The following is a 14,405-nucleotide window of genomic DNA, read 5'->3' as shown; positions in this document are numbered from 1 at the left end:
GCCCAAGGTTATTGGCTGGATACAAGGGAAAAGAATGCCCATGATTTTCGGTGAGTTATCTGGTGCTCCATTATGGGTGCCTGCGGTATTGCTCGTCACACTCTCATTCGCACTGGGATTCCTGGCTCGATTTATTCTTCTCAGATTCGTTCGCTACTGGCAGAATCGTGATCGAAAGCTCTTTAAATCACTTGAAAAGCATCTTCGCGGGTCGATGTTCCTGTTCATCCCCTTACTGTTGATTAATGTAGGGGTCAACTATATTAATCTACACCCAGATTCTCTGGCTTTTATTACCACCACCGTCAATATTTTCATCATATTGTCATTTTGCTCCATTCTCATTAGATTGATTAATGTTGCACAGGATATGCTTTTCATACGCTACGACATCAATCTTTCCAATAATCTTCGCGCCCGTAAAATTCGCACCCAAATTATCTATGTCAAAAAGGTCGCAATCGTCTTACTCGTGGCATTCTGCCTTACCTTAATCTTGCTCAATTTCCCTGGTGTGCGTAAATTCGGCACGACCATTCTTGCCGGTGCCGGGGTTGCTGGAATAATAATAGGTTTTGCCCTTCAGAAATCCCTCGTCAACCTGTTTGCCGGAATTCAGATAGCCTTTACTCAACCCATAAAAATCGACGATGCCGTGGTGGTTGAAAATGAGTGGGGCTGGATAGAGGAGATAAACCTCACGTATGTTGTTGTACGTATCTGGGACCTGCGCCGACTCGTCCTGCCCATCACATACTTTACGGAAAATGCCTTCCAGAACTGGACGCGTAATAACGCACAAATATTGGGCTCCGTGTTTCTTTACGTCGATTATTCCATGCCCCTCGATCCACTACGCAAGCATTTTGAAAAAATACTCAGCGAAACAAGGCTTTGGGATCAGCAGACACAAGTGCTTCAGGTTACCGATACAACTGATAAAACCATGACGATCAGATTGTTGATGACTGCACAGAACTCCCCTATAGCCTGGGATTTACGCTGCCACGTGCGGGAAAAAATGATTGAGTTCATCCAGCAAAATTATCCGCAGAGCCTTCCACACGTACGGGCCACACTGTCCGATAAAAAAGATGACAATCCGAAAGCCGTGGATTAATCACACCTCTTTTTTTGGCGAAAGTTGGCGATATTGGCGATTCGCAAAGGGACTTTTAAGGGGGCTTAGTTAGCAAAACAACGGTGCTCTCACTGTAAACAAAAACTGCCCAAAATTTTTATAGGGGTGGCACCCGTTACCAGAGCCTTTGAAAGAGGTAAAAATAATGGCATCAGAAGGTAGTCGAGAAAAAGCATTTCTTATTTGAACAATGAATTTTTATCATGCGGCGACTAACGGAGAAAAAAACAGAATCAAGCTGTTAAATGATGGTTAAAAACCTCGTAATCTCACAGGCATAGACAATTCTTATAACTCATGCAAGTGATTTCTCTGCTATTGATAATTCTAACCGTATTGTTAAATGCCTTGAAATAGAAGCTTGCACTCAAAAACAGGGCAGTAATGACAGCTAATGCCCTATGTTTCATTATTAAGTTATCAACGACTAAACTCCACCCAATCAGAATTGCTTAAAGTTTATAGAGTCCTATTAATTATCTGCTTGACATGACAAACATGAACATAAAGATATTACTAACGCCTTGCTCAAGGCCCTATACCCAACTCGTCCAGCAAAGCGTCTCCTTGAAATGTTGTATTAGAAAATCAACGTAAAGACGAATTTTTGGCAGTTGCTGACGATCCGCAAAGGTCAAAATATGCACAGGCTTTGCCACCGGTGGATAATCGGAAAACAGAGGTATTAGTTTGCCTTTACGCAAATCTTCTGCCAGAAGAATTTCTGGTTGCATGATAATCCCCAGCCCATTTAATGCTGCATTTCGTAATGCTTCACCACTATTCACAGACATAATAATATTTACCGGTATCTGGATGAGTTTACCTTTTCGTTGCAATGTCCATTCACTCCCGGCTATAGGGTGTGCGAATCCTAGACAACGATGATGGGTTAATTCATCGGGGGTTACAGGTTGACCCGCTTCTTTGATATAAGCAGGCGAAGCACAGATAACCGAGCGATAAGGCGCCAAAGGGCGAGCAACCAACGAATTAACATGCTCCAACTCACCAACTTTTATCATGACGTCAATGCCTTCTTCAGCCATATCCATCGCTTTATCACTGAGCACTAAATCTAATTTCATGTCTGGCCAGGTGATAAGAAATTTAGAAGAAGCGGGCGAAAGCGCATGAGCCCCAAATGACACGGGGCAGGCTACTCTCAGTTTTCCACGTGGACTCTGGTGCAAAGTTAGTGCAGCTGATTCGGCATCTTCAATATCTGCTAAAATTCGACGGCAATTTTGATAATACTCATGTCCAAAATCGGTCAGACTCTGACGGCGAGTCGTTCTGTTTAAAAGACGAACGCCAAGGTGTTCTTCCAGCGCTTTTATGTGTAGCCCTATCATTGTTCCGCTTAGCCTCATTTCTTCGGCAACCGCGCTAAAACTACCCCGCTCCACTACACGGGCAAATACTGCCATACTGTCCAGTTTATTCATGATTACCAAGTTAAACTTGTTAAAGATTAAAATATATCGCTGTTTATCAAAAAGTGTTAGTAGGCTTTAATAGATTTTTTCTTAACAGTGGACATTAACATGAATATTAACCCAGAGCTTCGTAGACGCGGGATGGCACTCTTTGATGAACTATATGGCAATGGTGCTGGAGAAGATTTACGAAAAGATATGGCAGATATATGTCCTGACTTTACGGATATATCGATTGAATGGGCAATGGGGGAATTCTTGCGCGACCCGGCCTAGATGCCAAAACCCGTGAATTGGTCGTCATTGCTTCCTGCGTAACTATGGGGCATACCGTTCCTCAATTGCGTGCACATACTCAGGCGGCCTTGAATGCAGGTGCGCGTCGTGAAGAGATTATTGAGACAGTTTTGCAATTACTGTTTTATGCGGGAGGCGCGGCAGTACGCAATGCATTGGTGAATATCAGGGATATTTTAAATGCACCACTTAAAAATGAAATGCAGAGTACATAAAGAATTTAACACCCGTCAATTTTGATGGATAATATACTGTACAGTCGTGCTAAAGATAATGCCGATACTTTACACCTCGGCATCATCAATCTCTTCAATGAGGTCACGGCCTTTATTGCGGATATTCCCCACTTTTTTTGTTACCGGATGCCAGGCAAATTTATCCAGTTTTACTGCGCCCTCTTTAACTATCTCTTCAGACTGTTCAGGGGTATTTTCAGGGTTAATCCACTCGATTGCGGCTTTGGGTTCAAGCGCCAGTGGCATTCTATCGTGAATATCCACGAGTCCCCTGTCACTTGCGGCAGTTACAATGACAAAACCCTGAGCCGGATTATCTCTGTCAAAAGGGGCATGACCCATCGCTGCAAAAAATAGTGGCACCGCACTCTTGTGGTGAATAAAGTAAGGTTGTTTGGCCTCTCCGTCGCGTTTCCACTCAAACCAACCATTGGCAGGCACGACAGCGCGCCCTGTGCGCCAAAGGGGTTTAAACATGCGACCGGTAGCCGCCGTTTCGCTGCGGGCATTAATCAATGGCGCTTTATGCCACCATTCGGGCCCATATCCCCAATGAACGGGCTCAAGGTGAAAGTCGCCATCAAGTCGATGAAGCAAAAGCACAGAAGTGCCTGGAGCCACGTTATAGCGCCCGATAGGTTCTGGATCAAAGAGAATATCGTCGGGAGTCAGCCCGAGCGCGTCGAAATAGTTGTCTCGACTTTCATACTGCGTAAAACGGCCACACATAGATCTTTCCTGCTTTAGGCACCCTAGTTAAGCATAGCAGTTGCCGAACCCGAACCATGTGAAAGGATCCCTTGATGTGAACGCGATTCTGTTTCCTAAACGGCGTGAAATCAGACAGGAGTCGATGACCACGACTAGAAAGGTTTGCCCCCTCACTCAATGCTTTGCCATTCTTCTGTTAAACGTGGCGAGGTGCATTGTGACGCATGCCGACTCTATTCTTTCAAAAGGTTATGAATCTCTGGCTTGCGCATCAAGAAAGACGACGTAAGGGTTGTAAAAACATGAGCATTTACGCTAGGATACCCCCGCAACGAACTCACCATTTTAGTGCAAAAAAGCGTCTCCTTAGTTAAACGGACTAAGTTAAAAAAATAGATAAGCACCTGTATTTACTAGCAAAAAAACGACAATCCACTTTACTTATGTACCCCCTTCTGTACACAACTTAAAATTAATCAAATTAATTTTACATTCTCCTTTCAAGTCCCATTTCATAGCAAATTTTCAAGTTCATCGGCACATCATGGTTAGGACAAAAACAACCTACAACATCCCGAGAACTAAACTCCGGCTAACATTCCAAATTTGTTAAAACAATTATTGCAATTCCCATTCAAGAAACTATTCATAAAAAACTTATACAAAAGGTGTTCTATGTATAAGTTTTGTGTATCATAATCGCCCGCTTTACCCTGATACGACGACAGTTAAGTGGTCAGGTTCGATGGAGCATGAACTTGTGGGTTTTGCGACAATTATGAATGGACATCATTTTTAAGTTTTGGCCGTGGTTTATGTCTGCTGCGATTTGAGGCTAATGAATTGATGAATTTTAATGCTAGTAAAAAGAGCTTCATTTATGAGAATTGATGAAAACGACTCCAGTTTGAACGATACTCTCATAGGGGATGCAGTTTTAACGTTACTGAAATCTGGTAAGCCTGTGACAGTTAGTGAGTTGATGGAACAACTTAAGAAGATGGCAGATGATTCAGAAAGCGCACTCGTTAAACGAGCCTGCGAAAGAACAATCTCTGCTCTAAACACCTCCATTAACACCTCCGCAAATAGTACGAACTATTCTGTTCGTGATGCGGGCAATGTACTCCAGCATTTTTCCATTGAAGGACTATCAAATGGCAAAAAGAACCACTAAGCCTTCTGATGCTGAGCTTTTATCTCAGGATTATCTTTTCAGCGATTCAGGTTTTAATGAAGTTTCATCGACTAAGGATTCTATCAAGCTTGATAAGGGTCCTATGCACTTTGAAAGAATTTTCAGTAGTATACAAGAGGTCATAGGTTCAATAGCTTATGAACTTATACTCGCACGTGGCTTTATTACAAATAAAGATATTATCTTGCAAATCATTTTGCTACTTGAGTTTTCTGACAGTATGACTCAAAAAGATCTTTTGAGAGATGCATTGCAAGCCGTAGTCTCTGCTACACCAGACGATGCTTAAAATATAGATGTAAATATCATGCCCACTTACGTGGGCATTTTATAAGCGATGTTAGATAAGCGGGCAATCATCAAACTCTTCAGTACAGGCATCGTTGATGATATGCGTCACCACGCCCCACACGATAGTTTCGCTCCCCTCCAGATCGCCACTGCTGATAAGTCGAACCTCCTCGGGATTGTCCAATGATTCAAGGCGCATCACGGAACCGGTTTTGAGGCGCTTGACCTCAAACTCTCCCTCATGGTCAACAATCACCAGGCTGCCGTCTACCGGCTTACGGGCTTTATTGACCACCAGCACGGCGTCCTTTTTGATACCGGCACGCCAGCTGGCATCATTCGCGTGTACCAAAAACTGCGCTGGGCTGTCTTTCCATTTGCAGGCCACGTTCGGCGTGACCCTTCCTTCTGCGTAATCTGCTGCCGGAGATGGGAATGCCATATCAAAAACCTCCATAGGGGTTGTAACACTGGTAGGTTTTGTCTTCACCCTCCTGTGTCGAGATATCGCGGTAGCCGGTAACGTAGAGCCGGATCCATTCATTGGCCTCGCTTAATGAAAAGTGCCAGTTTACTTTTTCCAACTCCTTAACGAAGTCCTGTGTTTTAACGGTCCGGCGGCCGCCAGGATGCACCTGCTCGGCCGCAATGAATGCGCCGACTTTATCGCTATAACGTGGCATGGGATTGCCCTCACTTATACTGGTTATGCATACAGTATAATCATGTTCGGGCATTAATGAAAAGCGCTGAGGGGTAATCAATTACTCGGGGAGTTGAATGCCGTAAAGTTCTTCATAATTGCTCGTCGCACTGAGGTCCTTGATGCTGTTGTAGTACCCTACCCAGGCATCGTATTTGGCTTTAAATGTCGGATCCACTACGGCCATAGCGGAATATTGCTGTATCCGACTCATCGCCAGCTCAATGCGCATTTTCGAAGAATCCTCAAAATTAATCGAGGTGATGATCGCATCATCATTGATGGGGATGTCACCGGAGTCAAAAACGGTTTCCGGCTGTTCGTTTATGTCCAATTGATCGCTCATGTTATGCCTTTATCCCGATTGCTATTACCGTGACCCAGACTGAAATGGTTGCGGCGTTATTATTTCTGATAAAACCGGAGCACCCGCCTCCTCCCTCACCTTCAGTTCCTACACGCCAGTCGGCCGAGTTGGCACCCGAACCTGAAACCGATAGCGCTGGATATGTCGTAAAGCCCACACTCAGTTCTGACTGCCAGCTGTAACTCCACCCTGTGGAAGAGGTAGCCGCCGCCGACACCAAAAATCGTCGCGTAATGATCATCAACCCCGAGTCGTCATAGCGCAGGAACCTGACGACCCCCGCACCGGGGTTGGCCAATCCGTTAAAGTAGCCCACGCCCAATTTCGTTCGCGCCAAGGACTCGGTGTTTGCTCCCGTCCCCCCTGACTAACGGCAAGCATGGTGGTTAAACCCGTAATCTGGGTAATATCAGAATTGACCCCCTTTGCCGCTTTCGAGGCCATGTCTGCGGTTAGCTTGGCAAAACTGCTGAGGTTAACCGTGGTCCCGTCCGGCGCGGTCAGAGCAATGGTGCCGGTGCCGGTCATGATTTGCTGCCAGCCGTCCATCTGGCTTTGGTAGTAACTCAGCTGCGCGGCGAGGCGTCGGGCAAAGTCCGGCACCGAATCGACATAAAAGGACGGGATGGCGTAGGCCGCCGCCGTGGCCGTGGTGCCGGTAAATGTGCTCGCCAGCGTCAGCTGCGTATTGCTGTCAACGCTCAGGATTTCGAACATCAGCACGGTGCCGGAACCAGGTACCAAAAACATTTGCCCTGGGCCAATGCCCTGTTTGTTGTCGGCCCATGCAGTGCCTGTACCGGTGACGACCGCGCTGCCCTTCGTTACTTTTGCCGTGCCGGTTTTATACCAGTTGCCAGCCATAAAAATCTCCGTGGTTTTATTATCCAGAATTGGATGATTTTGATTCTAAAAAGTTTTTAATCAAAAATAGGTGTGCATCAGTCATGCGCCGCAAAACTGATAGAGGGTTTTGAATATACGTTTCAGCTGAGGGAATTTTGATAATAGGCGTCGTAGAAGGACGTCTCGATATACAGATAGTTGCTCATGACCGGCGGCGACAGCGCCATGCCGGATGAGGTATTTCTGACGATGATGGCTCCCCTCTCGACACCGGCATTGCTCGCGCACAGACCAAAAATTGTGTCTACGCCGATAAAGTTATTGCCTGGCGACGTGGGCTGGAACTGATAATCCAGATATCCGCCCACAACAGCGCAGGGGACGCCAGGATTTGACTGCGTGGATCCTCTAAGCAACCTTAGCGGCAGGCTACGGCCCGAATAAATGCACACGCCATTTTTATAGAACACGATCCCGACGGAAGGTCGCTTGAGCACAATGTTGGCAAAGACATAAAACCTGACCGTGAACGTCGGCGACGCGGTGGGTGACGCATTACCAATACTGATCACCTTATTGACCGAGCCGTTTACCACGCTGAGGAAACATCCACATCCGGCAACGCTTGCACGCTGAAAAACGATGCAGTTAATCCCGTTTGGAATGTTGGTCTGAATTTGAACGTTGCCGCCCGAGGGGACGGCATAGTCGATAACCTGTGCCAGCAGCAGCGGGGTTACGTCGGGAGAGGCAACGAACTGCCCCGCGTCGGTCCGTATGGACATCCCGTAAGCCATGAAATTACTCCGCGTAAACAATAAGCTGATATTGAGAGGAAAGGTTTGCCCAGCTAATCACGTTGCCGCTTATTGAATAGCTCGGCGCTGTGCCTGTTCCCCCCATTGAAAGTGCAAATATTTCCGCCTTCATCAGTTTCCCCGTCGGCACGGCCTGGGCTTTGCTACCCGACACCGTGCCGCTGATAATATCGAGGTAATAGGAAGGCAGAAACGCGTTGACGACATCAAAAGAGGTGCCGTTTATATAAAGCCGTGCGCCCATTGCCATCAGAACGCTCCCGTGATCACGCCAAGCTCGACGATAAGATTTCCCGCCGCATCGGCAATCGCTATGCGGTTGTTGGTCTGTTTCATCTTGCCGGTATTGTCCGAACCGAAATTCACGAAGGTCCCGCCCTTATCCAGCCTCCAGCCCTTCGAAACGCCGTCATAGTTGGTCGATTGAATAAATGACCCTATTTTGGCGTTGTCGATTGTGCCGTCCTGGATAAAGGCTTCATTCATAAACGTCTGGCCGTTCCGCACCGCAAAGAAGGCGCGGGGCGAACCGTTAACATCGGTCATCACGGTAAAGTTACTCGCCAGAAACGCCACGTTGGTTTGCATTCCGTTCGGGGTGTTTTCGATGCCGATCCCCATTCCCGCCGCGTAATAGGTGCCGTTGCTGGTAACCCCCAACTTGATGCTGTACATGGCGGCAACATTGCCCTTTAAATCCGTTACCGCAGACGACGTGGTCTGGACCGCGGCGGTCGTGGTGTCAAACTGGGTCTGAACAGTCTGCTGGTACTGTGCAAATGCCCTGTCTGCATCGGCCTGTGCTTTTTGGGTTGTCACCACCTGGGCGCGAATATTCCCCGAGACAGCACGTTGAGTTTGCGCATCCTTGTCGTTGGATAGCGCATTTTCAATGGCGGCCACGGCGGCGCTGCTGAACGACGCCGCTGTCTGCTGGGTAAAGTCGGCAACCGCGCCGGCAGTGGTTGTCTGGGCGCTCTGCAGGCTGGTGATATCCGCCGTGTTTTGCCCTGTCGTCGCCTGCACGCTATCAATCCTTGTCCCCAGCGCGGTATCGGCATCGGCCCGAGCGGTGGACTCCGATAAAATGGCCGCAACATTCGCGTCGGTCGTTGCCTGCACGGCATCGATACGCTTACCCAGCGCCGTGTCGGCCGTCGTGCGGGAGGAGGCTTCGGACGTGATAGCCGCCGTATTGTTGTCGGTCGTGGTCTTGATTACGTCAATACGGCTGCCCAGCGCGGTATCGGCATCGGCCCGTGCCTTCTGCTCGGTGGTTATTGCCGTGGTATTGTTGCCGACGGTTGTCGTCAGGCTATCAATTCGCGTACCCAGCGCACTGTCGGCTGTGGTCCGTGCCGATACCTCGGAAGTGATGGCCGAGGTATTGCTGTCGGTAGTCGTTTTGATGGCGTCAAGGCGACTGCCCAGCGCCGTGTCGGCATCGGAGCGTGCTTTCTGTTCGGTGGTGATAGCCGTTGTATTGCTCCCAACGGTGGTTGTCAGACTGTCGATTCGTGATCCCAGCGCCGTATCCGCCGAGGTACGTGCCTTCGTCTCGGTGGTAATGGCCGACGTGTTGCTGTCGGTTGTGGTTTTAATCGAATCAATGCGGCTGCCCAGCGCCGTGTCGGCGTCCGAACGTGCCTTTTGTTCGGTCGTAATGGCGGTGGTGTTGTTGCCCACTGTGGTATTCAGCGTGTCAATCCGCGTGCCGAGGGAGGTATCCGCCGTGGTGCGTGCCGACGCTTCAGAGGCAATGGCCGAGGTATTGCCGTCGGTGGTCGTTTTGACAGAGTCAATTCGGCTACCCAGCGCACTGTCGGCGTCCGTTCTCGCTTTCTGCTCCGAGGTGATGGCCGACGTGTTGCCGTCAGACGTGGCCTTGATGCTGTCAATGCGACTGCCCAGGGCGGTGTCGGCGTCTGCACGCGCCTTTTGTTCACTGGTAATGGCCGTCTTGTTGTCACCTACCTGTGCATTGACGGTATCGATGCGCGAACCTAATGCGGCGTCGGCGTCGGTGCGTGCGGTGGTTTCGGAGGCGACAGCGGCTGCGTTATCCTCATTTTTTGCGACCACGGCATCTATCCGGCTGCCCAGCGCCATGTCGGCGTCCTGCAACGTATCGATTTGCGTGATTACGTCGGCAATCGACGAGGCGTCGCCGCCTGTAATGTCCTCGATTTTTTGCTGAAGAGAGCCGTTAACCTGGTCAATGTTGGCGTTGGTCTGATCAACCTTGCCCTGAAGGTCACTGTTTACCTGTTCGATACGGGAATTGGCGTCGGCTATCTGCTGCCCCGCCGCCGTGACGTTCTGCTGAAGATAGTCGTTGGTCTGGTCAATACGGGTATTGATGTTGTTGATAGAATCAATGCCGGAACTGACCGTGGCGCCAAGGCTTTCAACGCTGTCCTCGACAGAGTCAACCCGCGAGAACAGTTGCTTGCCCAGCTCGGAATTGAGCACCGTATTGGTAATGTCGTCCAGAATTTCGGAAGTATTGATAGACGACGTTCCCATGACAAAGTCAGTCCAGTCCCCCACGTTACCGATACGGTCAACCAGGCGGGCACGGTACCACCGGCGCACCCCTGCCGGTAACGGCCCGTGCTGATAGATTGCTCCCGGGTAAGGCACCGTCACCAGCAGCAGCGGGTTTTGATGGTCATCCGTAGTCGATTGCTGAATTTCCGTGTAGGCCGTGTCGCCGCTGCCGGCCGGAAACGCCCAGCTGATATTGATATTCCAGAGCACATCGTCAGTGGCCAGAAGATTTTGCGGCGTGCCTGGCTTACCTACCTTGCCACTTAACGACGTGGAGTCGGCATATCCCCACGGGGAAGAGACTTCGGAAGCGTTGACGGCCCGCACCCTGACATCGTAGACGCCCGCATAAATTCCCTGCACGGCAAATCCCTGGGCGCTGGTCTTGCCCACGTTGACCCATTCGCCGTTGTCCTTTCTCCACTGCGCGGTGTAGTTGATTGCGCCCTCCACCTTGTCCCACGAAGCCTGCAACGTGGCGACCGTCAGACCCTGGGCGACGTGGTCCACTTCGGTGATCACGATGTTTGCCGGTGCCTTCATCACGCTGGTTGGCGTAATGGTGATTGGCGCGGCATCGACCTTGACCCCATCGTCGATGTAGCGATATTTGTTCGGATCGTGCTGCACACCCGAGACGGTAAACGTCCCGTCGTTGTTCATGCCGATAGACGTAATACGAAAATACTGGATAGCCAGATTATCGCTGTCAATGGCCCAGACGGCACCGGCCACCGGCGTCATGCGATAGGCGGTCGCCACGGTAAAGGTCTTTTTGTCCGCACTGACGGCGCTGATGGTGCGCGTCTGTGCCGTACCGTCCGGCAGGTTCACCACCATCCGGTCGCCAACGCCATAGTCTGCCGCGCGGTCCACGGTGATGCTATTGCCCGCAACCGACTTGATACGCCCGCCGTTTGCCTTACCGGCACGGAAAGGATCGGCAATTCCGATAATTTCCGCCGGCATCGGGATATAGCCATCGAGGCCCACGCCGAATGAAACGGTGCCGTCCTTGGCGTTGGACAGCAGCACCCAGCGCCCACGGCGGTGCGCTTCGCTTTGAGAGGTGCAGCCCACCGCGGTCAGCTGCGTTTCGTTCCAGCCATAGCGCTCCACCAGGTCGGCGTCGTAAACGCTTTCAATGGTGTCGGTGTAGTGGTTAATCGGATCTGACCAACCCACCTGACAGGAGGTATAGCGGTTTTTATAGGACCCGCCGGCATAGGTAAACAGCCCATCAATGACGTTGGCGCTGTGGTAGGTAAAATCGACGTCGTCCTGCGGCACGTCGGCGCGAACATAAATCTGATCGTTGCCCCAGAACGTTATCCCCCTGAACACTGCGGCCAGGTCTTTCAATACGGTGTAGGCATCCTGCTGGCTCTGAATAAAAACGTTGCAGGTAAAGCGCGGTTCGGTCGCGCCGGCCCCGTTGGAAACGGGTTCGTCGCAGTACTGCGCAATGCTGTACAGCTCCCATTTATCAATCATCGACGCATCGACGCGGTTCCCCATGCCGTAGATCTCATCGAGCACCAGGTCATAGAAAATCCATGCCGGATTATTGCTGTAGGCAATCTTGAAATCACCCGCCCACGTCCCGCTGTAAGTCCGGTTAATCGGATCGTAGGTGGTGGGTACCCGAATGAGTTTACCCTTGGGTTTGCAGGTAGTTTTCGGCACGCTGCCGTTAAACTGGCTGGAGTCGAGTTCGATATAAAGCAACGCCGTGTTCGGATAGCGCAGTTTGCTGTCGATAACCTCGGCAAAGGAAAACACCTTGAACGCATCCACCAGCTTGGTCGAGGTCGAATCGGCGGTGATACGGCGCACGCGAATATTCCATCCAGACGTGGCCGTCGGCAGGTTGATGCGATGATCGCGCTGATATTCCGACGTGGTTTTCCCGTCGAAAGTGCCGTTTACCACGGTGGTATAGGCCGCGCCGTCAACCGAAAGGTCAATGGCATACTGCGTCACCGATCCCACCATGTCCCCGTTGTCCTGATATTTATACTGGACGGGCAGGCTCAACTTGATGCGTACGGCATCAAGAGACAGATTGGAAAACTGGCGTGTCCAGGGTGATGTCGATTTCACTTCGATTGACACCGAGGACTCGTTGTCGATTTCCGGCAAGCCCTGCAGATAATCCTGATCCTGCGTCCCGACGCGATAATCCCAATTTACGCCGGTAAAGTTATAGGTCCCGTCGTCGTTCGCCAGCGGGGTATCGTCCAGAAAAATTTGCTGGGCCACCAGTTCGCCCTGAATTTCTCCCTCGGACAACGCAATCACCATTTTAAGCTTGGCTTCCGAGAGTAAATCGTCACTCTGTTCAACAGGCGTATAGGCACTACCGCCACCGCCCTTGGCACCACGGATCACGGCTTCAGCATCGTGTTGTTGCATGTTTCACCCATAAAAAAACCCGCCATAGCGGGTAGGTTAAAATCGACAGGAAATTACTGCTGGTCGCTGGAAAAGATGCCGGCGCTGATGATGGCCCCGCCGATTTCCCGCTGGCCGTAAAGCAGCGGTACGGGATACCCCATTGCCACGGTATTGACCGCCGAGCCGAAGGCATAGTTTGCCTTGTTGTCGGCGCTGGACGAGGCACCGACATCATATTTGGCCTGCGGGGTGAGCAACTGCACCACGCCGCCCAGCGTCATGCTCAGACCAATTCCCACCAGCGCAGTGGTGGTCGCGGTGACGGCGGTGGCACTGATACCGCTGGCCGCCGCAAATGCTGCAAACGATGCGCCAGCGGTAAAGAAAGCCGCAACCAGGGCAACGGCCCCGATCACGATTTGCAGCGTCCCGCCCCGTTTTGCCCCCTCGATGATGGGGACCATACGAAAATGCTCGGCTGCGCCGGTCATCTCGAACTCTTCCACGGAAATATTGTTGTTGCCGCTGTAAAAGGCGAATTTCACGCCGCTGAGGTGGGCGTTGGAGAGATACTTTTAAAGCCCTTCACCTGCGAACACATCGCCCGGATCATCTCGTTAACGTCCGATACGTGATAGCGGTGTATGCGGCCAAACTGTTTACCGGCCGCCCCCTCAAGCGTCATGGTCTTGATCATTCATCAGCTCCTTTCTGCGCACGACACGCACCGTGCGGTCCCGATAATATTTGCCGTAAGGCACGCGTGAGGAAAGATTGCCGGCCAGATGATGAAGGATGATGTTGTCACCCAGATAAATGGCGGCGTGGTTGGTCACCGAGGACTGAACCTGCATCATCACCATATCCCCCACCTGCATGGATGCCGGATCCACTTCGACAAAACCCTCGGCCTGCCAGTTGTCGTCATACAGGTTTTCGTCACCGTCCACCCACCACTCCCGTTCGACCGAATAATTTTTTACCGTGATGTCGTGCTCTATTCGGTAATAGTCCATGATGAGCGACCAGCAGTCGGCATGACCGAGTACCCAGCGGCGACCGGCCAGCTCCCGATCTCCGCGAGGGGACAGCGTGCAGAAATCGCCGTCCGGCCACGACATAATCCCCCACTCGATGCCCGAGTGATCGCACTGGATACGGTCCAACTCCGACGGGATAAGCTGCACCACGTCGGGGTGTGAATGGACAACCATAATAATCTCACCCCGCGAAGAGGCGGCGAGGTAGTCGTCGGGCGACACGGTGAAGTTGTCACCTGGGTTATCGGCCACGTTGCGGCACCTGAAAAAGATTTGTGACGTGCCGGTCTGGACAACGAGGCCGCAGGCTTCGCTGGGATATTGCTCGGCTACATGCGCCCGGATCTCGTTCATCAGCTTTTCACGCATGG

General features: G+C 50.9%; 14 protein-coding genes and 3 pseudogenes. 4 read left to right on the top strand and 13 right to left on the bottom strand.

What is annotated here, in order from left to right:
* The first annotated feature begins 34 nt into the window (after positions 1–34).
* On the top strand, positions 35–1,120 hold the full coding sequence (locus O1V66_RS01800; protein ID WP_045047437.1) for a mechanosensitive ion channel family protein: 1,086 nt from the start codon (positions 35–37) through the stop codon (positions 1,118–1,120).
* A 557-nt stretch (positions 1,121–1,677) separates the two neighbouring features.
* On the opposite strand, the gene O1V66_RS01795 is transcribed toward O1V66_RS01800, so the two are convergent.
* Positions 1,678–2,589: a LysR family transcriptional regulator gene (locus tag O1V66_RS01795; protein ID WP_045047438.1), complete on the bottom strand. Its 912-nt coding sequence runs from the start codon at positions 2,587–2,589 to the stop codon at positions 1,678–1,680.
* A 99-nt stretch (positions 2,590–2,688) separates the two neighbouring features.
* Here O1V66_RS01795 and O1V66_RS01790 point away from each other — a divergent pair.
* Positions 2,689–3,092: pseudogene (locus O1V66_RS01790) on the top strand (carboxymuconolactone decarboxylase family protein).
* Between the two features lie 69 nt (positions 3,093–3,161).
* On the opposite strand, the gene O1V66_RS01785 reads toward O1V66_RS01790, so the two are convergent.
* The gene (locus O1V66_RS01785; RefSeq protein WP_045047440.1) at positions 3,162–3,842 is read right to left on the bottom strand and encodes an SOS response-associated peptidase family protein; all 681 of its coding nucleotides are present in this window, start codon (positions 3,840–3,842) and stop codon (positions 3,162–3,164) included.
* Positions 3,843–4,704: 862 nt separating this feature from the next.
* On the opposite strand from O1V66_RS01785, the gene O1V66_RS01780 reads away from it, so the two are divergent.
* On the top strand, positions 4,705–5,001 hold the full coding sequence (locus O1V66_RS01780) for a hypothetical protein (protein ID WP_045047441.1): 297 nt from the start codon (positions 4,705–4,707) through the stop codon (positions 4,999–5,001).
* The gene (locus O1V66_RS01775) at positions 4,982–5,311 is read left to right on the top strand and encodes a biofilm development regulator YmgB/AriR family protein (RefSeq protein WP_052673393.1); all 330 of its coding nucleotides are present in this window, start codon (positions 4,982–4,984) and stop codon (positions 5,309–5,311) included. The genes O1V66_RS01780 and O1V66_RS01775 overlap by 20 nt, the downstream gene beginning before the upstream one ends.
* A 51-nt stretch (positions 5,312–5,362) precedes the next feature.
* On the opposite strand, the gene O1V66_RS01770 is transcribed toward O1V66_RS01775, so the two are convergent.
* The 11 genes and pseudogenes from O1V66_RS01770 to O1V66_RS01720 all read right to left on the bottom strand — a co-directional run bounded on the left by O1V66_RS01770 (position 5,363) and on the right by O1V66_RS01720 (position 14,403).
* Positions 5,363–5,755, bottom strand: coding sequence for a HumD family translesion DNA polymerase (locus tag O1V66_RS01770; RefSeq protein WP_045047608.1), 393 nt, complete (start codon positions 5,753–5,755; stop codon positions 5,363–5,365).
* Between the two features lies 1 nt (position 5,756).
* Positions 5,757–5,996 (bottom strand): hypothetical protein, encoded by a 240-nt coding sequence (locus tag O1V66_RS01765; protein WP_045047442.1) that lies wholly within the window; start codon positions 5,994–5,996, stop codon positions 5,757–5,759.
* Between the two features lie 81 nt (positions 5,997–6,077).
* A complete protein-coding gene (locus O1V66_RS01760; RefSeq protein ID WP_045047443.1) occupies positions 6,078–6,362 on the bottom strand; it encodes a hypothetical protein in 285 nt (94 codons plus the stop codon).
* Between the two features lie 261 nt (positions 6,363–6,623).
* Positions 6,624–7,247 carry a hypothetical protein gene (locus O1V66_RS01755; protein ID WP_269128048.1) on the bottom strand — a complete coding sequence of 208 codons (624 nt, stop codon included), beginning with the start codon at positions 7,245–7,247 and terminating at the stop codon, positions 6,624–6,626.
* A gap of 122 nt (positions 7,248–7,369) precedes the next feature.
* On the bottom strand, positions 7,370–8,014 hold the full coding sequence (locus O1V66_RS01750; protein ID WP_152623595.1) for a hypothetical protein: 645 nt from the start codon (positions 8,012–8,014) through the stop codon (positions 7,370–7,372).
* A gap of 16 nt (positions 8,015–8,030) precedes the next feature.
* Entirely contained in the window at positions 8,031–8,297 is a 267-nt protein-coding gene (locus tag O1V66_RS01745; protein ID WP_045047445.1) for a hypothetical protein, read from the bottom strand.
* Positions 8,297–8,764: pseudogene (locus tag O1V66_RS21975) on the bottom strand (phage tail tip fiber protein); the annotation flags it as partial. The pseudogene O1V66_RS21975 and the gene O1V66_RS01745, both read right to left, overlap by 1 nt.
* Positions 8,765–10,488: 1,724 nt before the next feature.
* Positions 10,489–13,012: pseudogene (locus O1V66_RS01735) on the bottom strand (TipJ family phage tail tip protein); the annotation flags it as partial.
* 53 nt (positions 13,013–13,065) lie between these two features.
* Entirely contained in the window at positions 13,066–13,539 is a 474-nt protein-coding gene (locus O1V66_RS01730) for a tail assembly protein (protein ID WP_269128047.1), read from the bottom strand.
* On the bottom strand, positions 13,536–13,691 hold the full coding sequence (locus O1V66_RS01725) for a tail assembly protein (RefSeq protein WP_269128046.1): 156 nt from the start codon (positions 13,689–13,691) through the stop codon (positions 13,536–13,538). Before O1V66_RS01725 ends, O1V66_RS01730 begins: the two co-directional genes overlap by 4 nt.
* Complete coding sequence (locus tag O1V66_RS01720) at positions 13,669–14,403, bottom strand: C40 family peptidase (RefSeq protein WP_045047447.1); 735 nt, start codon at positions 14,401–14,403, stop codon at positions 13,669–13,671. The genes O1V66_RS01725 and O1V66_RS01720 overlap by 23 nt, the downstream gene beginning before the upstream one ends.
* Positions 14,404–14,405 lie beyond the last annotated feature (2 nt).

Source organism: Rouxiella chamberiensis, from assembly GCF_026967475.1.
GTDB lineage: Bacteria > Pseudomonadota > Gammaproteobacteria > Enterobacterales > Enterobacteriaceae > Rouxiella > Rouxiella chamberiensis.
This window is presented reverse-complemented; position numbering and strand designations above follow the sequence as displayed.

What these genes read in the sequence shown, in the direction of transcription:
- O1V66_RS01750 (WP_152623595.1), bottom strand. Translation starts at nt 8,014, where the DNA reads ATGTCCATACGGACCGACGCGGGGCAGTTCGTTGCCTCTCCCGACGTA.
- O1V66_RS01795 (WP_045047438.1), bottom strand. Translation starts at nt 2,589, where the DNA reads ATGAATAAACTGGACAGTATGGCAGTATTTGCCCGTGTAGTGGAGCGG.
- O1V66_RS01725 (WP_269128046.1), bottom strand. Translation starts at nt 13,691, where the DNA reads ATGATCAAGACCATGACGCTTGAGGGGGCGGCCGGTAAACAGTTTGGC.
- O1V66_RS01755 (WP_269128048.1), bottom strand. Translation starts at nt 7,247, where the DNA reads ATGGCTGGCAACTGGTATAAAACCGGCACGGCAAAAGTAACGAAGGGC.
- O1V66_RS01800 (WP_045047437.1), top strand. Translation starts at nt 35, where the DNA reads ATGCCCATGATTTTCGGTGAGTTATCTGGTGCTCCATTATGGGTGCCT.
- O1V66_RS01785 (WP_045047440.1), bottom strand. Translation starts at nt 3,842, where the DNA reads ATGTGTGGCCGTTTTACGCAGTATGAAAGTCGAGACAACTATTTCGAC.
- O1V66_RS01770 (WP_045047608.1), bottom strand. Translation starts at nt 5,755, where the DNA reads ATGGCATTCCCATCTCCGGCAGCAGATTACGCAGAAGGAAGGGTCACG.
- O1V66_RS01775 (WP_052673393.1), top strand. Translation starts at nt 4,982, where the DNA reads ATGGCAAAAAGAACCACTAAGCCTTCTGATGCTGAGCTTTTATCTCAG.
- O1V66_RS01780 (WP_045047441.1), top strand. Translation starts at nt 4,705, where the DNA reads ATGAGAATTGATGAAAACGACTCCAGTTTGAACGATACTCTCATAGGG.
- O1V66_RS01720 (WP_045047447.1), bottom strand. Translation starts at nt 14,403, where the DNA reads ATGCGTGAAAAGCTGATGAACGAGATCCGGGCGCATGTAGCCGAGCAA.
- O1V66_RS01745 (WP_045047445.1), bottom strand. Translation starts at nt 8,297, where the DNA reads ATGGCAATGGGCGCACGGCTTTATATAAACGGCACCTCTTTTGATGTC.
- O1V66_RS01760 (WP_045047443.1), bottom strand. Translation starts at nt 6,362, where the DNA reads ATGAGCGATCAATTGGACATAAACGAACAGCCGGAAACCGTTTTTGAC.
- O1V66_RS01765 (WP_045047442.1), bottom strand. Translation starts at nt 5,996, where the DNA reads ATGCCACGTTATAGCGATAAAGTCGGCGCATTCATTGCGGCCGAGCAG.